15 protein-coding genes and 1 tRNA gene are annotated in these 18,484 nt (G+C 67.1%); 10 read left to right on the forward strand and 6 right to left on the reverse strand.

Features of this window, described 5'->3' with window-relative positions; genetic code table 11:
- Positions 1–114: 114 nt before the first annotated feature.
- Positions 115–2,556 (reverse strand): TonB-dependent receptor, encoded by a 2,442-nt coding sequence (locus ISN75_RS07550; protein WP_343818959.1) that lies wholly within the window; start codon positions 2,554–2,556, stop codon positions 115–117.
- A gap of 80 nt (positions 2,557–2,636) precedes the next feature.
- Entirely contained in the window at positions 2,637–2,804 is a 168-nt protein-coding gene (locus ISN75_RS07555; protein ID WP_168648613.1) for a hypothetical protein, read from the reverse strand.
- A 79-nt stretch (positions 2,805–2,883) separates the two neighbouring features.
- Here ISN75_RS07555 and ISN75_RS07560 point away from each other — a divergent pair, with 79 nt between their 5' ends.
- The 3 genes from ISN75_RS07560 (at position 2,884) to ISN75_RS07570 (ending at position 5,756) form a co-directional block, all read left to right on the forward strand.
- Entirely contained in the window at positions 2,884–3,336 is a 453-nt protein-coding gene (locus ISN75_RS07560) for a DUF3574 domain-containing protein (RefSeq protein WP_167255646.1), read from the forward strand.
- Between the two features lie 21 nt (positions 3,337–3,357).
- Positions 3,358–4,944 (forward strand): hypothetical protein, encoded by a 1,587-nt coding sequence (locus tag ISN75_RS07565; RefSeq protein WP_168648614.1) that lies wholly within the window; start codon positions 3,358–3,360, stop codon positions 4,942–4,944.
- 254 nt (positions 4,945–5,198) lie between these two features.
- Positions 5,199–5,756: a GNAT family N-acetyltransferase gene (locus tag ISN75_RS07570; RefSeq protein WP_167255642.1), complete on the forward strand. Its 558-nt coding sequence runs from the start codon at positions 5,199–5,201 to the stop codon at positions 5,754–5,756.
- Between the two features lie 52 nt (positions 5,757–5,808).
- On the opposite strand, the gene ISN75_RS07575 is transcribed toward ISN75_RS07570, so the two are convergent.
- On the reverse strand, positions 5,809–7,146 hold the full coding sequence (locus ISN75_RS07575) for an MFS transporter (RefSeq protein ID WP_343818961.1): 1,338 nt from the start codon (positions 7,144–7,146) through the stop codon (positions 5,809–5,811).
- A 129-nt stretch (positions 7,147–7,275) separates the two neighbouring features.
- On the opposite strand from ISN75_RS07575, the gene cyoA reads away from it, so the two are divergent.
- The 7 genes from cyoA (at position 7,276) to ISN75_RS07610 (ending at position 12,722) form a co-directional block, all read left to right on the forward strand.
- Complete coding sequence (gene cyoA, locus ISN75_RS07580) at positions 7,276–8,256, forward strand: ubiquinol oxidase subunit II (protein ID WP_343818963.1); 981 nt, start codon at positions 7,276–7,278, stop codon at positions 8,254–8,256.
- Between the two features lie 81 nt (positions 8,257–8,337).
- On the forward strand, positions 8,338–10,311 hold the full coding sequence (gene cyoB, locus ISN75_RS07585; protein WP_343203600.1) for a cytochrome o ubiquinol oxidase subunit I: 1,974 nt from the start codon (positions 8,338–8,340) through the stop codon (positions 10,309–10,311).
- Positions 10,304–10,939 (forward strand): cytochrome o ubiquinol oxidase subunit III, encoded by a 636-nt coding sequence (gene cyoC, locus ISN75_RS07590; RefSeq protein WP_167255636.1) that lies wholly within the window; start codon positions 10,304–10,306, stop codon positions 10,937–10,939. The genes cyoB and cyoC overlap by 8 nt, the downstream gene beginning before the upstream one ends.
- Complete coding sequence (gene cyoD / locus ISN75_RS07595) at positions 10,936–11,346, forward strand: cytochrome o ubiquinol oxidase subunit IV (RefSeq protein ID WP_167255634.1); 411 nt, start codon at positions 10,936–10,938, stop codon at positions 11,344–11,346. Before cyoC ends, cyoD begins: the two co-directional genes overlap by 4 nt.
- Before the next feature lie 22 nt (positions 11,347–11,368).
- A complete protein-coding gene (locus ISN75_RS07600; RefSeq protein ID WP_343818965.1) occupies positions 11,369–12,136 on the forward strand; it encodes an SURF1 family protein in 768 nt (255 codons plus the stop codon).
- A gap of 76 nt (positions 12,137–12,212) precedes the next feature.
- Positions 12,213–12,287: transfer RNA gene (locus ISN75_RS07605), tRNA-Val, on the forward strand.
- A 105-nt stretch (positions 12,288–12,392) separates the two neighbouring features.
- The gene (locus ISN75_RS07610; RefSeq protein WP_167255630.1) at positions 12,393–12,722 is read left to right on the forward strand and encodes a lipid-A-disaccharide synthase N-terminal domain-containing protein; all 330 of its coding nucleotides are present in this window, start codon (positions 12,393–12,395) and stop codon (positions 12,720–12,722) included.
- A gap of 859 nt (positions 12,723–13,581) precedes the next feature.
- On the opposite strand, the gene metH is transcribed toward ISN75_RS07610, so the two are convergent.
- From metH to ISN75_RS07625, 3 genes are read right to left on the reverse strand one after another with little or no spacing between them, the layout of a single operon-like run.
- Positions 13,582–16,269, reverse strand: coding sequence for a methionine synthase (gene metH / locus ISN75_RS07615; RefSeq protein WP_208399752.1), 2,688 nt, complete (start codon positions 16,267–16,269; stop codon positions 13,582–13,584).
- Between the two features lie 4 nt (positions 16,270–16,273).
- Positions 16,274–17,359: a homocysteine S-methyltransferase family protein gene (locus ISN75_RS07620; RefSeq protein ID WP_168647689.1), complete on the reverse strand. Its 1,086-nt coding sequence runs from the start codon at positions 17,357–17,359 to the stop codon at positions 16,274–16,276.
- A gap of 13 nt (positions 17,360–17,372) precedes the next feature.
- Positions 17,373–18,299: an ArsR/SmtB family transcription factor gene (locus tag ISN75_RS07625; protein ID WP_167255628.1), complete on the reverse strand. Its 927-nt coding sequence runs from the start codon at positions 18,297–18,299 to the stop codon at positions 17,373–17,375.
- Positions 18,300–18,484: the final 185 nt, after the last annotated feature.

Here is an 18,484-nt window from a genome sequence, read left to right on the forward strand (position 1 = left end):
GCGCCAACGTACGTGGTCGGTGTCAACTACTTTAGTTGCGCAAGCGGTGGGCGACAGTGGCGGTTGCGGATGCCGTTGCGCGTGTACGGTGCATGCGCGCGACGGCATTCATGATCAGAACGTGTAGCGCGCACGCCCATACCAATACGCGCCGTTGACGCCGATCGGCGAGATCACGTCGTAAGGAAAATTGCCGGCGTAATTGATGTCGCTGTTGGAGCGCGTGGGGTATTGGTTGGTGAGGTTGTAGCCGCCCAGCGCCAGGCTGAAGCGCCCGGTCACGTGCAGTTCCGCTTCGGCATCCAGCTGCCAGCGCGCGGCATAGACCTGGCGCGGTTCGAAGCCGCCGCCGAAGTCGAACACGCGCACCGTCGAACCCTGCCGCGTGATGCGGCCGAGCAGGGACCAGCGCCGGTTGCTCCAGTTGGCGCTGAACGAACCGCGCTGGCGTGGCGCGGCGTCGGTGAGGGTGTTGCGCTCCTCGTCGCCGAACAGCACGTTGCCGGCGCCGGTCGCCGCCAGTTCCGGCGGCGTGGCGCGCACGCCGCGGATGTCGGTGTGGTTGCGGCTGTAGGCGAGGGTGAGCAGCAGCCGGCCGCCGGCCCAGGGCGTGCGGTAGTTGCCGACCAGCTCGGCGCCGCGCGTGCGGGTGTCCACCGCATTGGTGAAGAAGGCCACGCTTTGCACGCCGGGGACGCCGAAGTGCTGCAGGATGTAGTCCTCCAGGCCGGCGCTGTCGATGGTTTCGGACAGGGTGACGCGGTCGTCGATGCTGATCTGGTACGCGTCGAGGCTGAAGTCGAAGTGCTCGCCGAGCTGGCCGGTCAGCCCGAGGCTGAAGTTGCGCGACTTCTCCGGCTTCAGCGCCTGCGCACCCAGGCCGCGCGCGAGCGGGTTGTTCACCGACAGGATGCGGCCGGTGACCAGCTTGCCGTCGGCGCCGTAGCCGCTGGTGGTGGACTCGAAACCGATCTGGCTGAGCGAGGGGGCGCGGAAGTTGTTGGAGGCGGCGCCGCGCAGCGCGAAGCCCGGGGCGAATTCCCAGCGCGCGCTGAGCTTGCCGCTCCAGTTGCCGCCGAAGTCGCTGTAGTGCTCGTAGCGCGCGGCGGCGTCGGCAAAGAAATGGTCGGTGATGTCGCTGGATACTTCCGCGTAAGCCGCGCCGACGTTGCGCGACAGCCGCGCCGCATCCTGCGGCTGCAGGCCGCCGCCGGCCTGTGCTCCGACCGGTGCGTCAAGATAGGGGCCGACCGCGTACGAGGCCGGATCGCCGGGCAGGGTGCGGAACTGCTCGTGGCGGTATTCGCCGCCCAGCGACACGGTGACGTAGCGGCTGCCGGCGGCGAACTCGCGGTTGGCGTCCAGGTTGGCGCTGCCCTGATTGAAGCGGTAACTGCCGATATGGAACGAGGTGGGGCTGGCGGGACCGAGCGAGGCGTTGAGCGAATCGCGCAGGTCGTAGTCGAAGGCATTGCTGCCCCAGTTGAGGCTGCCGTCGAGATGCCAGTCGGCCAGCGTGCCGCGGACGCCGGCGGCGGTCTGCACGTCGCGGTTGCTGCCGACCGATTCGGGGCGGTAGCCGTCGGGGTAGATCGAGGTCACATTCGCGCTGCTGTCCGGATAGCGGAAATAGTTGTCGCCGATGGTGTGGCGCTGGGTGTAGGTGCCGAACCAGTACAGCCGGGCGTTGTCGCCCAGCGGCAGTTCGCTGTTGAGCCAGCCGCTGTAGTTCTCCGACTTCGGATCGCCCGCCGCATAGTTGCGCCGCCCGCGCAGCGCCAGGTTGGCGGGCGTGGGATCGGCCAGCCAGTCCGGCACGGTGTCGAGGCCCGCGCGGTTGGTGGCGTCGTGGTGGCCGGCCTCGATGCCGGCGCGGAAGAAGCCGGTGCCGGCCAGCCGCGTGCCGAACTTGGCGGCGCCGTAGCTGCTGTTGCCGTCGGTGATGGTGCGGTCGGCGGGGCTGAAGCGGGTGTGGTTGGCGCCGTAGCTGCCGGTGACTTCGCCGCCTTCGGGCGCGTCGTCCAGGATGATGTTGACCACGCCTGCGATGGCGTCCGAACCGTATTGCGCGCCGGCGCCGTCGCGCAGCACTTCCACCCGCTTGATCGCGCTGATCGGGATGGCGTTGAAATCCACCGGCGTGGTGCCGCGCCCGATCTTGGTATCGCTGTTGACCAGGGCCGAGGTGTGGAAGCGCTTGCCGTTGACCAGCACCAGCACCTGGTCGGGCGACAGTCCGCGCAGCTGCGCGGCGCGCACGTGGTCCGAGCCGCCGGAATTGGACTGGCGCGGGAAATTGAACGAAGGCAGCAGGTTGGCCAGCGCCTGGCCCAGTTCGCCGTTGACCGCGCCGGCGGCGCGCAGTAGCACGTCCACGGGTACCGGCGATTCCAGTGCGGTGCGGCTGCTGGCGCGCACGCCGGTGACCACGACCTGGTCCAGCGTGCGCGGCGCGGCGTTGTCGGCCTGCTGGGCCTGCGCGTGGACGGCGGACGCGGCGAGCAGCAGCGCGGTGGACAGGCAGGTACGGCGATACGTGCGGGAAACGATGGACATGCGGATTCCTTGCAGCGGGCAGCAGCGGGGCGCGCCGCATGGGGGTGCGGCGTCGAAGGTCTTGTCTGGAAGGCGCTGGATCAGCGCGTCGCGAAAAAAATCAGCGACAGCAACATCGCCGCATTCGGGCGGTACGCGGCAAGCGGCGTTGTCCGGCGGTCGTGATGGTCACGGCGAGGTTCGCGAAGATAGGGAAGGGCGCGTTGCTCCCGCGCCGTCCGGCATTTGTTGCATTGCGCAAGGTTCATGTCAATACTTCGTCACGAAACTTTCCGGGCGTACGACGGTTTATCCGTCTGGACGTCCAAACGACGACAGGGAATCCCTATGCAATTTCAGCGTGCGCTGGCGGCGGTGCTGGCTTTTGGCCTGGTGGCGGGTTGCGCCACGCAACCGCAGGCCACCGCCGGTGCGACCCTGCAGGGCGACCATGCGCATCCGGCTGCGACTCAGGGCTGGGTGGAGACGCGGCTGTATTTCGGCCTGGGGCTGGCGGACCAGCCGGGCAACGGCGTGAGCGAGCAGGCCTGGCGCGAGTTCCTCGATCGCGAAGTGACGCCGCGCTTTCCCGACGGGCTGAGCGTGATCGACGTCTACGGCCAGTGGCAGGGCAAGCAGCAGAGCACGCCCGAGCGGCTGCGCTCCAAGCAGCTGGTGATCGATTATCCGGACACGGCCGAGAACCGCGCCAAGGTTGAGGCGATCCGCGCGGCGTGGAAGCAGCGCACGGGTGATCAGTCGGTGCTGCGGGTGACGCAGCCGGCGGATGTGTCGTTCTAATCAGCGCATCAGGACATCACTTTGAACAATACCGCGACACGCCGCTGGCTGACGCCCGGCGACCTCAATGGTTTCCTCGGCCTGGTGGTGGACAACCTGTCCATCATGGCCTTCCTCGCCACCGCGCTGATCGGCATCTTCGGGTTCCCCGCCGACATCGTGTTCCTGCGCATGTTTCCCGGCACCGCGCTGGGCGTGCTGCTGGGCAATCTCGCCTATACCGCCATGGCGCGCCGGCTGGCCGCGCGGGTGGGCCGCGACGACGTGACCGCGATGCCGCTGGGCCTGGACGCGCCGACCAGCATCGGCATGGCCCTGCTGGTGCTCGGCCCGGCCTTCGTGCATTTCAAGCAGGGCGGCATGGACGAAGCGGCTGCCGCGCAGGCCACCTGGGAACTGGGCATGGCCTCGCTGGTGGTGATGGGCGTGCTGAAGTTCGTGCTGTCGTTCTTCGGCGGCGCGGTGCAGCGGCATGTGCCGCGCGCGGGGCTGCTCGGCTCGATCGCCGGCATCGCCCTGGTGCTGATGGGCTTCCTGCCGCTGGTGGAAATCATGAAAGTGCCGCTGGTCGGTTTCGCCGGCCTTGGCGTGGTGCTGTACGCGCTGGTGGCGAAAGGGCGCCTGCCGTTCGGCGTGCCGGGCGTGCTGGCGGCGGTGGCGATCGGCGCGGCGCTGTACTACGTGCTGGGGCCGCTGGGCTGGCTGGGCAGCGGCTATCACGCGCCGGCCGGATGGACCTGGCGCTTCGCGCTGCCGCTGCCGACGCTGAAGTGGCTGGACGGCATCGCCTACACCGTGCCGTACCTGCCGCTGATCCTGCCGTTCGGCCTGCTGATGGTGGTGGGCGGCATCAACGTCACCGAAAGCGCGCGCGCGGCCGGCGACGAATACCGCACCCGCGACATCCTGCTGGTGGAAGCGCTGGCCACCCTGGTCGCCGGTTTCTGCGGCGGCGTGGCGCAGACCACGCCGTACATCGGCCAGCCTTCGTACAAGGCGATGGGCGCGCGCAGCGGCTATACGCTGCTGACCGGCATCGTGATCGGGCTGGGCGGCGTGTTCGGCTATCTGTCCAACCTGGTGGAGCTGGTGCCGCTGTCGGTGCTGGCGCCGATCCTGGTGTTCGTGGCGATCGGCATCACCGTGCAGGCGTTCGAAGCCACGCCGATGCGCTATGCGGCCGCGGTGGTGTTCAGTTTCTTTCCGGCGATCGCGCGGATGGTGACGATCAAGCTGAGCGACCCGACTTACGTCTCGCCGCAGCGTTTCGGCGAACTGTTCAACCAGCAGGGGCACGGCATCGCGGAGCTGGCGGTGATCACCATCCTGGGCAACGGCTTCATCATCACCTCGATGGTGTGGGCCAGCTTCGTGGTGGCGATGATCGACGGCAAGAGCGGGCGCGCGGCACTGATCCTGCTGCTCGGCGCCGGCCTGGCCTTGTTCGGCTTGATCCATTCGGTGGATCCGGCGGGCGGCGTGTACCTGCCCTGGCTGCTCGATGCCGGTGCGCGCGCGCTGGTGTGGCAATTCGCCGGGGCTTATGCGGTGCTGGCGGCGGGACTGCTGCTGCTCAGCCTGCAGCGTTCGAAGCCATCGGCCATATGACATAGACCGCATGGCCGAAGTCCGCCACCGGAGACCCGTCAACGGCGGGTCTTTTTTTGCGTTCTGCATCACACGCGCGCAAGACGCAAGGAACCCAGGTCCGCACGGCGCAACTCATTGCGTCCGGAAATCGCTAGCCTAGGCACCGGAACGCATCTCTGCGGGCGTATCCTGGCAGGGACTGCCGCGCCGCAAGGCGAAGGGGACGGGATACCCGGCAGTCCGGTCAGAACGTTTTGCTCAAGGGGACATCGATGCTGCTCAATAACGCCGGACTGGTGGTGGACGACCGTGTCGTGCTGGCACCCGGTGAGCCTTGGGATATTTTCTTCTTCGTCGGCGAAATCGTCGAAGGCGCGCGCCAGGGGCATTTCGCCGGTGCCTATGCATCGATGCCCTATGTGATGCGCAAGCACGGGCTGGACTGCGCCAGGGCCATCCTGGCCAGGCGCCTGCCTTGGCGCCGCGGCAAGGCAGGCATCCGCTTCGTGGTCGCGCGCAAGGCGGGGCAGGTCCTGGGCGCGATGCTGCTGAAGGACGTGAGCCTCGACGACGGCGCACCCGCCGTGCTGCTCGAATACCTGGTGGTGGCGGAATCCGCGCGCCGCGCCGGCATCGGCCGCCTGCTGGTGGACTATGCGCTGCGCCGCGCGCCGGCCGGCGGCGTGGAATGCTTCTGCACCGACTTCTCGCGCGGCATGCAGCGCCTGCTCAAGCGGCAGGGTTTCGTGCGCACGCATCGCGCCAAGGAGATCCAGGTGAACCAGGACAGCCGGGTCGCGTTGCCGGCGCGGTTCCTCTGGAAACCCTGAAATAAAAAAGCCCGGCGCTGCCGGGCCTTTTTTATGGCATGCACGCCGATGCTCAGTCGCGCGCTTCGAGCGCCCGGTTCAGGCGCAGTGCGCCCAGCGTGCAGATCGCGCCGGACAGCAGGTACACCGTGACCGCGCCCAGGCCGAACTTGCTGGACAGGCCCAGCGCCACCAGCGGCGCGAAGGCGGCGCCGATCAGCCAGGCCACGTCGGCGGTGAGGGCCGCGCCGGTGTAGCGGAAGCGGATCGGGAAGTTCGAGGTCACCGTGCCGGCGGACTGGCCGTAGGACAGGCCGAGCAGGGCGAAGCCGATCAGGATGAAGGCGTCCTGCGCGGCGCGGCTGCCGCCGAGCAGCCAGGGCGCGAAGAAGCTGAACAGGCCGATCAGCGCGGCCAGCGTGCCCAGGGTGGTGCGGCGGCCGATGCGGTCGGCCACGAAGCCCGAGGCGATGGTGCCCAGGATGCCGACACCGGCGCCGACCACCTGGATCAGCAGCACCTGGTTGACCGACTGGGTCGAGCCCAGGCTGATCCACGACAGCGGGAACACCGTGACCAGATGGAACAGCGCATAGCTGGCCAGCGCGGCGAACGCGCCCAGGAAGATGTTGTAGTCCTGCTTGCGCAGCATCTCGAAGATGCCGATCGGTTCCAGCGCGCTTTCTTCCAGCGCCTGGGTGTACTCCTCGGTCACCACCAGGCGCAGGCGCGCGAACAGCGCCACCACGTTGATGGCGAAGGCCACGAAGAACGGATAGCGCCAGCCCCAGCTGAGGAAGTCTTCGCTGGACAGCTGGCTGTGCAGGAACAGGAACAGCCCGCTGGCCAGCATGAAGCCGATCGGCGCGCCGAGCTGGCCGAGCATGGCGTACCAGCCGCGGCGGCCCTTCGGCGTGTTCAGCGCCAGCAGCGAGGGCAGGCCGTCCCAGGAGCCGCCGAAGGCGACGCCCTGCAGCAGGCGGAAGAAGGCGAGCAGGGCGATCGCGCGCCAGCCCAGCGTGTCGAAGCCGGGCAGGAAGGCCATGCCCACGGTGGCGCTGCCCAGCAGGAACAGCGCGGCGGTGAGCTTGGTGCCGCGGCTCCAGCGGCGCTGGATGGTCATGAACAGGGCGGTGCCGAACGGGCGCGCCACGAAGGCCAGAGCGAACACCACGAAGGACAGCAGCAGGCCGTGCAGGCGGTCGCGGAACGGGAAGAACACCGACGGGAACACCAGCACCGAGGCGATGCCGAACACGAAGAAGTCGAAGTACTCGGAAGCGCGCCCGATCACCACGCCGACGGCGATCTCGCCGGGGGCGACCTGGGAGTGGCCGGGGGCGGGCCTGTCCTGGAGCGCGTCCTGGCGGGCCGTGTCCGGGGATCCGTGTTGGTCAAAAGTGCTCGACATGGCCATGCTTGAACTTGAGAACTGGGGTGGTTCGCGTAAGGATCGCACCGGCGGCGTTTAATCGCCATGAGACAAAGTGTCCTATTCCGCGGCGCAGCACGCGTAGGTTAACTTTCCGGGTCTCTCCCCATGCTTCTGCTCCCCTTCCGGCCCATGTCCTCCAAGGCTCTCCGCGGACTGCTGCTCCCCGCCGTCCTGTTGCTGTCGGGCTGCCAGACCGTGCTCATGTCGCCGTCCGGCGACATGGCCGTCCAGCAGCGCGACATCATCCTGATCTCGCTGGTGCTGATGCTGCTCATCGTCGTACCGGTGATCGGCCTCACGCTGTTCTTCGCCTGGCGCTACCGCGCGTCCAACCAGAAGGCCACCTACAAGCCGGACTGGGACCACTCCACCGTGCTGGAGCTGCTGATCTGGTCGGCCCCGCTGCTGATCATCATCGCGCTGGGCGCGCTGACCTGGGTGAGCACGCACAAGCTCGATCCGTTCCGGCCGCTGGAGCGCATCGCCGCCGGCCGCGAAATTCCGGCCGGCGCCAGGCCGCTGGAAGTGGACGTGGTGGCGCTGGACTGGAAATGGCTGTTCATCTATCCGGAGCAGGGCATCGCCACGGTGAACGAGCTGGCCGCGCCGGTCGACCGCCCGATCCAGTTCAAGATCACCGCCTCGACCGTGATGAACTCGTTCTTCATCCCCTCGCTGGCCGGCCAGATCTACGCCATGCCGGGCATGGAGACCAAGCTGCATGCGGTGATCAACAAGCCGGGCAGCTACGAGGGCATTTCGGCGAACTACAGCGGCGCCGGTTTCTCGGGCATGCACTTCAAGTTCCTGGGGCTCAGCGAAGGCGAGTTCGAGCAATGGGTGGCCAAGGCGAAGGATGGCGGCGCGCTCACCCGCGAAAGCTATCTGCAGCTGGAAAAGCCCAGCGAGAACGAACCCGTGCGCCGCTACGCCACGGTCGCGCCCGACCTGTATCCGGCCATCGTCAATCTGTGCGTCGCACCGGGTACGCCGTGCATGCACGAGACCATGGCAAAAGATGCCGCCCGCGCCGGCAAGCCGGCCGGCGAGCACGACATGTCGCACATGGAACACATGGAGCACTGATCGTGCGCCGTCCCGTCCGCCTTACGCATTGCGCCTTCCCGGGTGTCCAAGATGTCTGACCATCCCGATCTGACCAAACTGATCTTCGGCCGTCTCAGCTGGGACGCCATTCCGTTCCACGAGCCGATCCTGCTGGCCACCTTCGCCGCCGTGCTGGTCGGCGGCCTGGCGCTGCTCGCGGTGATCACCAAATACCGCCTGTGGGGTTATCTCTGGCGCGAATGGTTCACCAGCATCGATCACAAGAAGATCGGCATCATGTACATGGTGCTGGGCCTGGTGATGCTGCTGCGCGGCTTCGCCGACGCCATCATGATGCGCCTGCAGCAGGCGATCTCCTTCGGCGACAACCTCGGCTACCTGCCGCCGCATCACTACGACCAGGTCTTCACCGCCCACGGCGTGATCATGATCTTCTTCGTGGCGATGCCGATCGTCACCGGCCTGATGAACTACGTGGTGCCGCTGCAGATCGGCGCGCGCGACGTGGCCTTCCCCTTCCTCAACAACTTCAGCTTCTGGATGACCACCGCCGGCGCCGTGCTGGTGATGGCCTCGCTGTTCGTGGGCGAGTTCGCGCGCACCGGCTGGCTGGCCTATCCGCCGCTGTCGGGCATCCTGGCCAGTCCGGATGTGGGCGTGGACTACTACATATGGTCCCTGCAGATAGCCGGTGTCGGCACCTTGCTGTCGGGCGTGAACCTGCTGGTGACCATCATCAAGATGCGCGCGCCGGGCATGAAGCTGATGCAGATGCCGGTGTTCACCTGGACCGCGCTGTGCACCAACGTGCTGATCATCGCCGCCTTCCCGGTGCTGACCGCGGTGCTGGCGCTGCTGTCGATGGACCGTTACCTCGGCACCCACATGTTCACCAACGAGCTTGGCGGCAACGCCATGATGTACGTGAACCTGATCTGGATCTGGGGCCATCCGGAGGTCTACATCCTGATCCTGCCGATGTTCGGCGTGTTCTCCGAGGTGGTCTCCACCTTCGCCCGCAAGCGCCTGTTCGGCTACACCTCGATGGTGTACGCCACCATCGTGATCACGGTGCTGGCCTACCTGGTGTGGCTGCACCACTTCTTCACCATGGGCTCGGGCGCGAGCGTGAACTCGTTCTTCGGCATCACCACGATGATCATCTCGATCCCCACGGGCGCGAAGATCTTCAACTGGCTGTTCACCATGTACCGCGGCCGCATCCACTTCGAGCTGCCGATGATGTGGACGGTGGCCTTCATGGTCACCTTCGTGATCGGCGGCATGACCGGCGTGCTGCTGGCGGTGCCGCCGGCGGACTTCTCGCTGCACAACAGCCTGTTCCTGATCGCGCACTTCCATAACGTGATCATCGGCGGCGTGCTGTTCGGCGCGTTCGCGGCGATCAACTTCTGGTTCCCCAAGGCCTTCGGCTTCAAGCTCGACGTGTTCTGGGGCAAGTGCTCGTTCTGGCTGTGGGTGGTGGGTTTCTACTTCGCCTTCATGCCGCTGTACGTGCTGGGCCTGATGGGCGTGACCCGCCGCATCAGCCACTTCGAGGATCCCTCGCTGCAGATCTGGTTCCAGATCGCCGCCTTCGGCGCGGTGCTGATCGCGCTGGGCATCGGCGCCATGCTGATCCAGTTCGTGGTGAGCTTCCTGCGCCGCGACAAGCTGCGCGATGTCACCGGCGACCCCTGGAACGGCCGCACGCTGGAGTGGTCCACCTCCTCGCCGCCGCCGGCCTACAACTTCGCCTTCACCCCGGTAGTGCACGACGGCGACGCCTGGTGGCAGATGAAGCAGCTGGGCTGGCAGCGTCCGCTGTCGGGGTTCATCGACATCCACATGCCGAAGAACACCGGCGCCGGCATCATTCTGGCCGGCATCAGCACGGTGCTGGGCTTCGCCATGATCTGGCAGATGTGGCTGGTCGCCGCGCTGGCCTTCGTGTCCCTGCTGGCCGTGGCGATCGGGCATACCTTCAACTACAACCGCGAGTACTACATCCAGGCCGCCGACGTGGCCCGGGTGGAAGCGGCGCGCACCGAGGCGCTGGCCAGCCATGTCTGACGCGAAGTCCTACGACACCTACAACACGGCCGCCGCGCCGCTGCGGTTCCACCAGGAAACCGAGCATCACCCGGAGAACGGCACGCTGCTGGGCTTCTGGCTGTACCTGATGAGCGACTGCCTCATCTTCGCCTGCCTGTTCGCGGTGTACGGCGTGCTGGGCCGCAGCTACGCCGGCGGTCCCACCGGTGCGGAAGTGTTCGAGCTGCCGCTGGTGGCGCTCAATACCTCGCTGCTGCTGCTGTCGTCGATCACCTATGGCTTCGCCATGCTGGAGATGCAGCGCAAGCGGGTGAATCCCACCCTGGTGTGGCTGGCCGTCACCGGCCTGCTCGGCGCCGGCTTCATCGGCATCGAGCTGTACGAGTTCGGGCACTTGATCGCCGAGGGCAACGGCCCGCAGCGCAGCGCCTTCCTGTCCTCGTTCTTCACCCTGGTCGGCACGCACGGCCTGCATGTGAGCTGCGGCATCATCTGGCTGATCACGCTGATGGTGCAGGTCAAGCGCAAGGGCCTGATCGGGCCGAACAAGCGCCGCCTGTGGTGCCTGTCGATGTTCTGGCACTTCCTGGACGTGGTGTGGATCGGCGTCTTCAGCTTTGTCTACCTGATGGGAGTGCTGCCGTGAGCGCGCATACCGACGTCCATGCCGGACATGGCCACGATGAGCATGGCCATGGCGAGCATCACGAGCACGACGACGGCATCGGCCACGTCTCGCTGAAGGGCTATATGATCGGCTTCGTGCTGGCGGTGCTGCTGACCGCGGTGCCGTTCGCGCTGGTGATGAGCGGCGGCCTGAAGGATCCCAGCGCCACGGCGTTCGTGATCCTGGGCTTCGCCGCCGTGCAGATCGTGGTGCACATGGTGTACTTCCTGCACATGAACGCGAAGTCGGAGGGCGGCTGGAACATGCTGGCCCTGATCTTTACCGCGGTGCTGGTGCTGATCACGTTGAGCGGTTCGATCTGGGTGATGTATCACCTGAATCACAACATGATGCCGGCCCTGATGGATCCGCGGAACCTGCCGTGATCCCCGTCGCGGCGGCGCTGCCATGGCCAGGCTAGGCGCCGCCGATGCGTCCGAGCGCGGCCCGCGCGGGCCGCTCGCCTTGTCGCTGCTGGCGCTGTGCGCGCTGGCGGCGTTTGCCGGCTTCCTCGCCCTGGGCACCTGGCAGGTGCAGCGCCTGGCCTGGAAGCGCGAGCTGATCGCCCGCGTGGAGCAGCGCGTGCATGCGCCGGCCGTCGCCGCGCCCACGCCGTCCGAATGGCCCGCCGTCACGGCGGCCAGCCACGAATACCGCCACGTGCGCCTTGCCGGCGTGTTCCTCTACGAGCAGCAGGTGCTGGTCGCGGCCAGCACCGCGCTGGGCAGCGGCTATTGGGTGATGACGCCGCTGCGCCAGGACGACGGTTCCCTCGTGCTGGTCAACCGCGGCTTCGTGCCGGCCGAGGCCTGCGGCCGCGACGGACGCTGCGCGCCCGGCCCCGCGGGCGAGACGACGGTTACCGGCCTGCTGCGCACGCCCGAGACGAAAGTGTTCCTGCGCCATAACGACCCCGCGCATGCACGCTGGTACGCGCGCGACGTGCAGGCCATCGCCAGGGCGAGAGGGCTGGGTGCGGTGGCGCCGTTCTTCGTCGACGCGGATGCCGACCCGGCGCAGGCCGACGCCTGGCCGCGCGGCGGACTCACCGTCACCAGCTTTCCCAACAATCACCTGAGCTACCTGATCACCTGGTACGTGCTGGCCCTGATGGTGCTGGCGGCGGCGGTCTATGTGGGGCGCCACGAATACCGGCTGCGGCGGCGGGCGGGGTAGGGCAGGCGGGCTCAGAATCTTCGGTCATGGGCATTGACCTGCTGGTGAAGTCCCCGTATAGTTTCGCGCTTCCGGCGGGCGGTTAGCTCAGCGGTAGAGCACTGCCTTCACACGGCAGGTGTCACAAGTTCGATCCTTGTACCGCCCACCATCCCGATCGAAACACGAAGGCCACCCCCGCGGTGGCCTTCGCGTTTTCGCGGCGCCACCGCGCCCGCGCCTACAATGCCCCGGCTGACCCGTACGGATGACCGCCATGCACGAAGCTCTCGCCAACCTGCACCTGATTACGCTGACGCCGTGGAAAGTGATCGGCCTGCTCGGCACGCTGCTGTTCACCGCGCGCTGGTTCGTGCAGTTCTATGCCACCAAGAAGCAGAAGAAAGTGGTGGTGCCGATGTCGTTCTGGTACCTGTCGGTGGCTGGCAGTGTGTTGACGCTGGCCTATTTCATCTGGGGCAAGAATGATTCGGTCGGCATCATCCAGACGGCATTTCCGATGCTGGTGTCGATTTACAATGTGTTTGCGCATTTGCGGCAGCACAGGCCGGAGACGGTGCGGCCTGGGGGGCCGGAGGAGACCTGAGGTCGGGGGGCGGGGTCGCTCGGTTTTTGCGCTGGCGCGACCTGGCCGCTTATGCAGCGGGCATTTCGGACGCCTGCCGGCGCCCGAGTTACTTTCTCTTTGCTGGCCCAAAGAGAAAGTAACCAAAGAGAAATGGCCTAAAAGCAACTGCTCGCGACGCGACTAGAAGGAGCAGTGGACGGCTGCGGTAGCCTGATTAACCTGGGTCTACACGAAACACCAGTGCGGTTTCGTAACGCGTCCTTCAACGTGCCGTGGCCGAGAGGACGTTCAAGAACCGGGGCCAGCTTTGGCTCTTCGTCCCTGCCTACCTCACGCTTTCCCCCTCTCCCCTCCGGGGAGAGGGCAGGGTGAGGGGTCGGGCGGAGCGCAACGTCAAATCTTGCCGTGCGTAGGTTGGGGTGAGCCGCAGGCGAACCCCAACGTGGCGAGGCGCGTGAAGGTGCGGGTGTTGGGGTTCGCCTGCGGCTCACCCCAACCTACGCCGTGCGCTTACGCGACGAACAGGGCTAAGCCCACAAGCTGGCCTCGGTCATTGAACATCCTCTCGGCAACGGCACGTTGAAGAAGCCGTTACGTAAACGCACTGTGGTTTCGTGTAGACCCAGGTTAATCAGGTTACCGCAGACGCCCACTGCTCCTTCTAGTCGCGTCGCGAGCCTTGGCTCTGAAGGCCATTCTCTCTTTGGTTACTTTCTCTTTGGGCCAGCAAAGAGAAAGTAACTCGGGCGCCGGCAGGCGTCCGAAATGCCCGCTGCATAAGCGGCCAAGTCGCGGTAACGCAAAAAACCAGGCGACAGAAATTGAACCCCGGCCTACGCCGGAATGACGAGCAAAAAGGGGCGCCAGCCCCTCACCCTCAATCCGGATCGTAATCCAAGTTCGGCGCCAGCCACCTCTCCGCCTCCTCGCGAGTCCACCCCTTGCGCTTCGCGTAATCCTCGACCTGCTCGCGGGTCAACCGTCCCACCACGAAATACTGGCTGTCCGGATGCGAGAAATACCAGCCGGACACCGCCGCCGTCGGATACATCGCGTAGCCCTCGGTCAGCTCGATGCCGGTGTTGGCGGTCACGTCCAGCAGCTTGAACAGCGTGCTTTTCTCGGTGTGGTCGGGGCAGGCCGGATAGCCGGGGGCGGGGCGGATGCCGCGGTATTTTTCGTCGATCAGCGCTTCGTTATCCAGCGCCTCGTCCGGCGCATAGCCCCAGAACTCGCGGCGCACCCGCTCGTGCATGCGTTCGGCGAAAGCCTCGGCCAGGCGGTCGGCCAGCGCCTTGAGCAGGATCGACGAGTAGTCGTCGTGGTCCGCTTCGAAGCGGGCGATATGTGCCTCGATGCCGATGCCCGCGGTGACCGCGAAGCCGCCGACCCAGTCGCGCTTGCCGGCTTCCTTCGGCGCGATGAAGTCGCCCAGGCAGAGATCCGGACGGTCCGCCGGCTTGTCCGCCTGCTGGCGCAGGTGGCGCAGCATGGCGAGCCTGCGGCCGTCTTCGGCGTAGACCTCGGTGTCGTCGCCGACCTGCGCCGCGGGCCAGAAGCCGATTACCGCGCGCGCGGTCAGCCAGCGCTCGGCGACGATGCGGTCGAGCATCGCCTGCGCGTCGCGGAACAGTTCGCTGGCCTGGGTGCCGACGACGTCGTCGGTGAGGATGGCCGGATAGCGGCCGGCCAGTTCCCAGGCCTGGAAGAACGGCGTCCAGTCGATGTAGCTGCGCAGTTCCGCCAGGTCGTAGTCGTCGAACACGGTGACGCCCGGCTGGCGCGGCTGCGGCGGCTCGTACGCGGCCCAGTCGCAGCTGTAGCGCTGCGCGCGGGCCTTCTCCAGCGGCACCAGGCTCTTGCCGGGGCCGCGGTTGCGGTGGCGTTCGCGCACTTCCTCGTAGTCGGCGCGCACCTTGGCCATGAAGGCGTCGACCAGGTCCTTGCTGACCAGCGACTGCGCCACGCCGACGGCGCGCGAGGCGTCCTTCACCCATACGGTGGGCGCCTTGTAATGCGGGTCGATCTTCAGCGCCGTATGCGCGCGCGAGGTGGTGGCGCCGCCGATCAGCAGGGGAATGCTGAATTCCTGCCGCTGCATTTCGCGCGCGACGTGGCTCATTTCCTCCAGCGAGGGCGTGATCAGGCCGGACAGGCCGATCAGGTCGGCCTTGTGCTCGCGCGCGGTGTCCAGGATCTTCTGCGCCGGCACCATCACGCCCAGGTCGATCACCTCGAAGTTGTTGCAGCGGAGCACCACGCCGACGATGTTCTTGCCGATGTCGTGCACGTCGCCCTTCACGGTAGCCATCACGATGGTGCCGTTGTTCTTGCCGACGTCGCCGGTGCGGGCCTTTTCTTCCTCGATATACGGCAGCAGGTAGGCCACTGCCTTCTTCATCACGCGGGCGGACTTGACCACCTGGGGCAGGAACATCTTGCCGGCGCCGAACAGGTCGCCGACCACGTTCATGCCGTCCATCAGCGGGCCTTCGATCACGTCCAGCGGGCGCGCGGCGAGCTGGCGCGCCTCTTCGGTGTCGGCCTCGACGAAGGCGTCGATGCCGTGCACCAGGGCGTGGCTGAGGCGCTCGCGCACGGGCTTCTCGCGCCAGGCCAGGTTCTCGACCACCACCTCGCCTTTCTTCGCCTTGTAGTTGTCGGCGATCTCCAGCAGGCGCTCGGTGGCGTCGGCGCGGCGGTTCAGCACCACGTCCTCGACGCGCTCGCGCAGCTCGGCCGGCACCTCGTCGTAGATCATCAGCGCGCCGGCGTTGACGATGCCCATGTCCATGCCGGCCTTGATGGCGTGGTACAGGAACACCGAATGGATCGCCTCGCGCACGGTGTTGTTGCCGCGGAACGAGAACGACACGTTGGAGACGCCGCCGGAAATATGGCTGAGCGGGAAGCGCCGCTTCAGCTCGCGGGTGGCTTCGATAAAGTCCACCGCGTAGTTGTTGTGTTCCTCGATGCCGGTGGCGATGGCGAAGATGTTCGGGTCGAACACGATGTCTTCGGGCGGGAAGTCGAGCTGTCCGGTGAGCAGCGCATAGGCGCGCGAACAGATCTCCACCTTGCGTTCGCAGGTATCGGCCTGGCCCTGTTCGTCGAAGGCCATCACCACCACGGCGGCGCCGTACTGCTGCACCTTGCGCGCGTGCTCGAGGAACAGCTCCTCGCCTTCCTTCATCGAGATGGAATTGACGATGCCCTTGCCCTGCAGGCAGCGCAGGCCGGCTTCGAGCACGCTCCATTTGGACGAGTCGACCATCACCGGCACGCGGGCGATGTCCGGTTCGGCGGCGATCAGGTTGAGGAAGCGCGTCATCGCCGCTTCCGAATCGATCAGGCCTTCGTCCATGTTGACGTCGATGATCTGCGCGCCGCTGGCCACCTGCTGGCGCGCCACCTCGACGGCTTCCTCGTAGCGGTCTTCCTTGATCAGCTTGCGGAACTGCGCGGAGCCGGTGACGTTGGTGCGTTCGCCGACGTTGACGAACAGCAGGTCGGGCGTGATGACCAGCGGTTCCAGGCCGGACAGGCGGGTATGGCGTGTGCTCATCGGATCAGGCGGCTTCGGCGGCGTCGATGGAAGGGAGGGCGCGCGGCGCGCAGTCGCGCACCGCTTCGGCGATCGCCTTGATATGCGCCGGCGTGGTGCCGCAGCAGCCGCCGACCAGGTTGAGCAGGCCGTCGCGGGCGAAGCCGCCGATCACCGCGGCCATCTGCTCGGGCGTTTCGTCGTATTCGCCGAACGCGTTCGGCAGGCCGGCATTGGGATGGGTGCTGACGAAGCAGTCGGCGACCTGGGCCAGGGTCTGCACGTGCGGGCGCAGGTCGGCCGCGCCGAGCGCGCAGTTCAGGCCCACGGTGAGCGGGCGCGCATGCGCGACGGAGTAGTAGAACGCCTCGGCCGTCTGCCCCGAAAGCGTGCGGCCGGAGCGGTCGGTGATGGTGCCGGAGATCATCACCGGCAGGCGCGCGCCGCGTTCGCGGAACAGTTCGCTGATGGCGAACAGCGCGGCCTTGGCATTGAGCGTGTCGAAAATGGTCTCGACCATGATCAGGTCGGCGCCGCCGTCGATCAGGCCGGCCGCGGCCTCGGTGTAGTTGGCGGCCAGTTCCTCGAAGGTGACGTTGCGGAAGCCCGGGTCGTTGACGTCCGGCGACAGCGAGGCGGTGCGGCTGGTGGGGCCGAGCACGCCGATCACGAAGCGCGGCTGGTGCGGCGTCTTCGCGGTCCAGGCATCGCAGGCGGCGCGGGCCAGGCGCGCGCCTTCGAGGTTCAGCTCGTGCGCCAGGTGTTCCAGCTGGTAGTCGGCCTGGCTGATCCGCGTGCTGTTGAAGGTATTGGTCTCGACCAGGTCGGCGCCGGCTTCGAGATAAGCCTCGTGCACGCCGCGGATGATCGCCGGCTGGGTCAGCGTGAGCAGGTCGTTGTTGCCCTTGAGGTCGCAGCCGGGATGGTCGTGATGCGCCTCGTGCGCATGGTCGCGGCCTTCGACGAAACGCTCGCCGCGGAAGCCTTCCTCGTCCAGGCGATGGCCCTGCAGCATGGTGCCCATGCCGCCGTCGAGGATCAGGATGCGTTGGCGCAGCGCCGCCTCGAGCAGGGCGACGCGGTCGGGGTGGAGCCAGGGCAGGGCGCTCATGCGGATGTTCTCCTTACGGCTTGCGGGCGAGCAGGCTGATCACCTCGAAATGAGGGGCCTTGCGCTCGCGGCTCAGGCGGGTACAGCTGATGTCTTCCAGGCCCGCGCCGCGCGCGAAGCCGGAGAGTTCGTCCTGGGAAAAACCCAGGTTGCGGTGGTCGAACGGCTCCACCACGGCGCGGTGGTCGTGCCGGCCCAGGGTCACCGCCAGCAGGCGGCCGCCGGGGCGCAGCAGGCGCGAGGCCTCGGCCACGGCCTGCGCCGGGCGCTCGGCATAAGTGAGGGCGTGCAGCATTAGCACCAGGTCGAAGCGGCGTTCGCCCAGATCCAGCGCGTGCATGTCGCCCTGGCGCACTTCCACGTGGGCGAAGGGCTGCAGGCGCTGGGCGGCGGCTTCGACCACGCGGTCGCTGGAATCCACGCAGACGATCGAGCGCGCATGCGGCGCCAGCAGCTCGGCGGTGATGCCGTCGCCGGAGGCGATGTCCAGCACGTCGCCGGTCTCCAGCAGCTGCAGCAGGGAGCGGGCCAGGGTTTCCCAGGTGCGGCCGGGCGAGTAGTGGCGCTCCATGTCGCCGGCCACGGTGTCGGCCCAGCCGGCCTCGCCGGCGCGCTGGGCCAGCACGGTGGGCAGGCGGTCGGCGTCTTCGCGCAGCAGGGCGTCGTCGATGCTGTCGCGCAGCGAGCGGATCAGGTCGTGCTGGCGCTCGTCGCCTTCCATATTGGCGCGGTAATAGGCGGACACCCCGGCGCGGCGGTCGCGCACCAGCTCGGCCTCTTTCAGCTTGGCCAGGTGGGTGGACACGCGCGGCTGGGCCAGGCGCAGCACGGCGGCCAGCTCGGCGACGGTGAGTTCTTCACGTTCGAGCAGGGCCAGCAGGCGCACCCGGGTGGGGTCGGCCAGCAGGCGCAGAACGCTGGAAGCGGTGGCGAGATCCATGCCGCATCCTTATATCGCGATGGAAAGATGCAAAAGGCTAGGGCGGGACCGGGAGGGCGTCAAGCGACAAATTCCAGGGCGGCCTCCACGCGGGCCGGCGGGCGGGGCGGCAGGCCTTCTGCTGCACCGCACAGGGGCCTTTTTCCCGCGCCGGCTAAAATAGCGGGCTAGCTTTTTTCCTTTGC

Source organism: Dyella marensis (assembly GCF_049532885.1).
GTDB lineage: Bacteria > Pseudomonadota > Gammaproteobacteria > Xanthomonadales > Rhodanobacteraceae > Dyella_D > Dyella_D marensis.

What these genes read in the sequence shown, in the direction of transcription:
- ISN75_RS07550 (WP_343818959.1), bottom strand. Translation starts at nt 2,556, where the DNA reads ATGTCCATCGTTTCCCGCACGTATCGCCGTACCTGCCTGTCCACCGCG.
- ISN75_RS07555 (WP_168648613.1), bottom strand. Translation starts at nt 2,804, where the DNA reads ATGAACCTTGCGCAATGCAACAAATGCCGGACGGCGCGGGAGCAACGC.
- ISN75_RS07560 (WP_167255646.1), top strand. Translation starts at nt 2,884, where the DNA reads ATGCAATTTCAGCGTGCGCTGGCGGCGGTGCTGGCTTTTGGCCTGGTG.
- ISN75_RS07570 (WP_167255642.1), top strand. Translation starts at nt 5,199, where the DNA reads ATGCTGCTCAATAACGCCGGACTGGTGGTGGACGACCGTGTCGTGCTG.
- ISN75_RS07575 (WP_343818961.1), bottom strand. Translation starts at nt 7,146, where the DNA reads ATGTCGAGCACTTTTGACCAACACGGATCCCCGGACACGGCCCGCCAG.
- cyoA (WP_343818963.1), top strand. Translation starts at nt 7,276, where the DNA reads ATGCTTCTGCTCCCCTTCCGGCCCATGTCCTCCAAGGCTCTCCGCGGA.
- cyoC (WP_167255636.1), top strand. Translation starts at nt 10,304, where the DNA reads ATGTCTGACGCGAAGTCCTACGACACCTACAACACGGCCGCCGCGCCG.
- ISN75_RS07600 (WP_343818965.1), top strand. Translation starts at nt 11,369, where the DNA reads ATGGCCAGGCTAGGCGCCGCCGATGCGTCCGAGCGCGGCCCGCGCGGG.
- ISN75_RS07610 (WP_167255630.1), top strand. Translation starts at nt 12,393, where the DNA reads ATGCACGAAGCTCTCGCCAACCTGCACCTGATTACGCTGACGCCGTGG.
- metH (WP_208399752.1), bottom strand. Translation starts at nt 16,269, where the DNA reads ATGAGCACACGCCATACCCGCCTGTCCGGCCTGGAACCGCTGGTCATC.
- ISN75_RS07620 (WP_168647689.1), bottom strand. Translation starts at nt 17,359, where the DNA reads ATGAGCGCCCTGCCCTGGCTCCACCCCGACCGCGTCGCCCTGCTCGAG.
- ISN75_RS07625 (WP_167255628.1), bottom strand. Translation starts at nt 18,299, where the DNA reads ATGGATCTCGCCACCGCTTCCAGCGTTCTGCGCCTGCTGGCCGACCCC.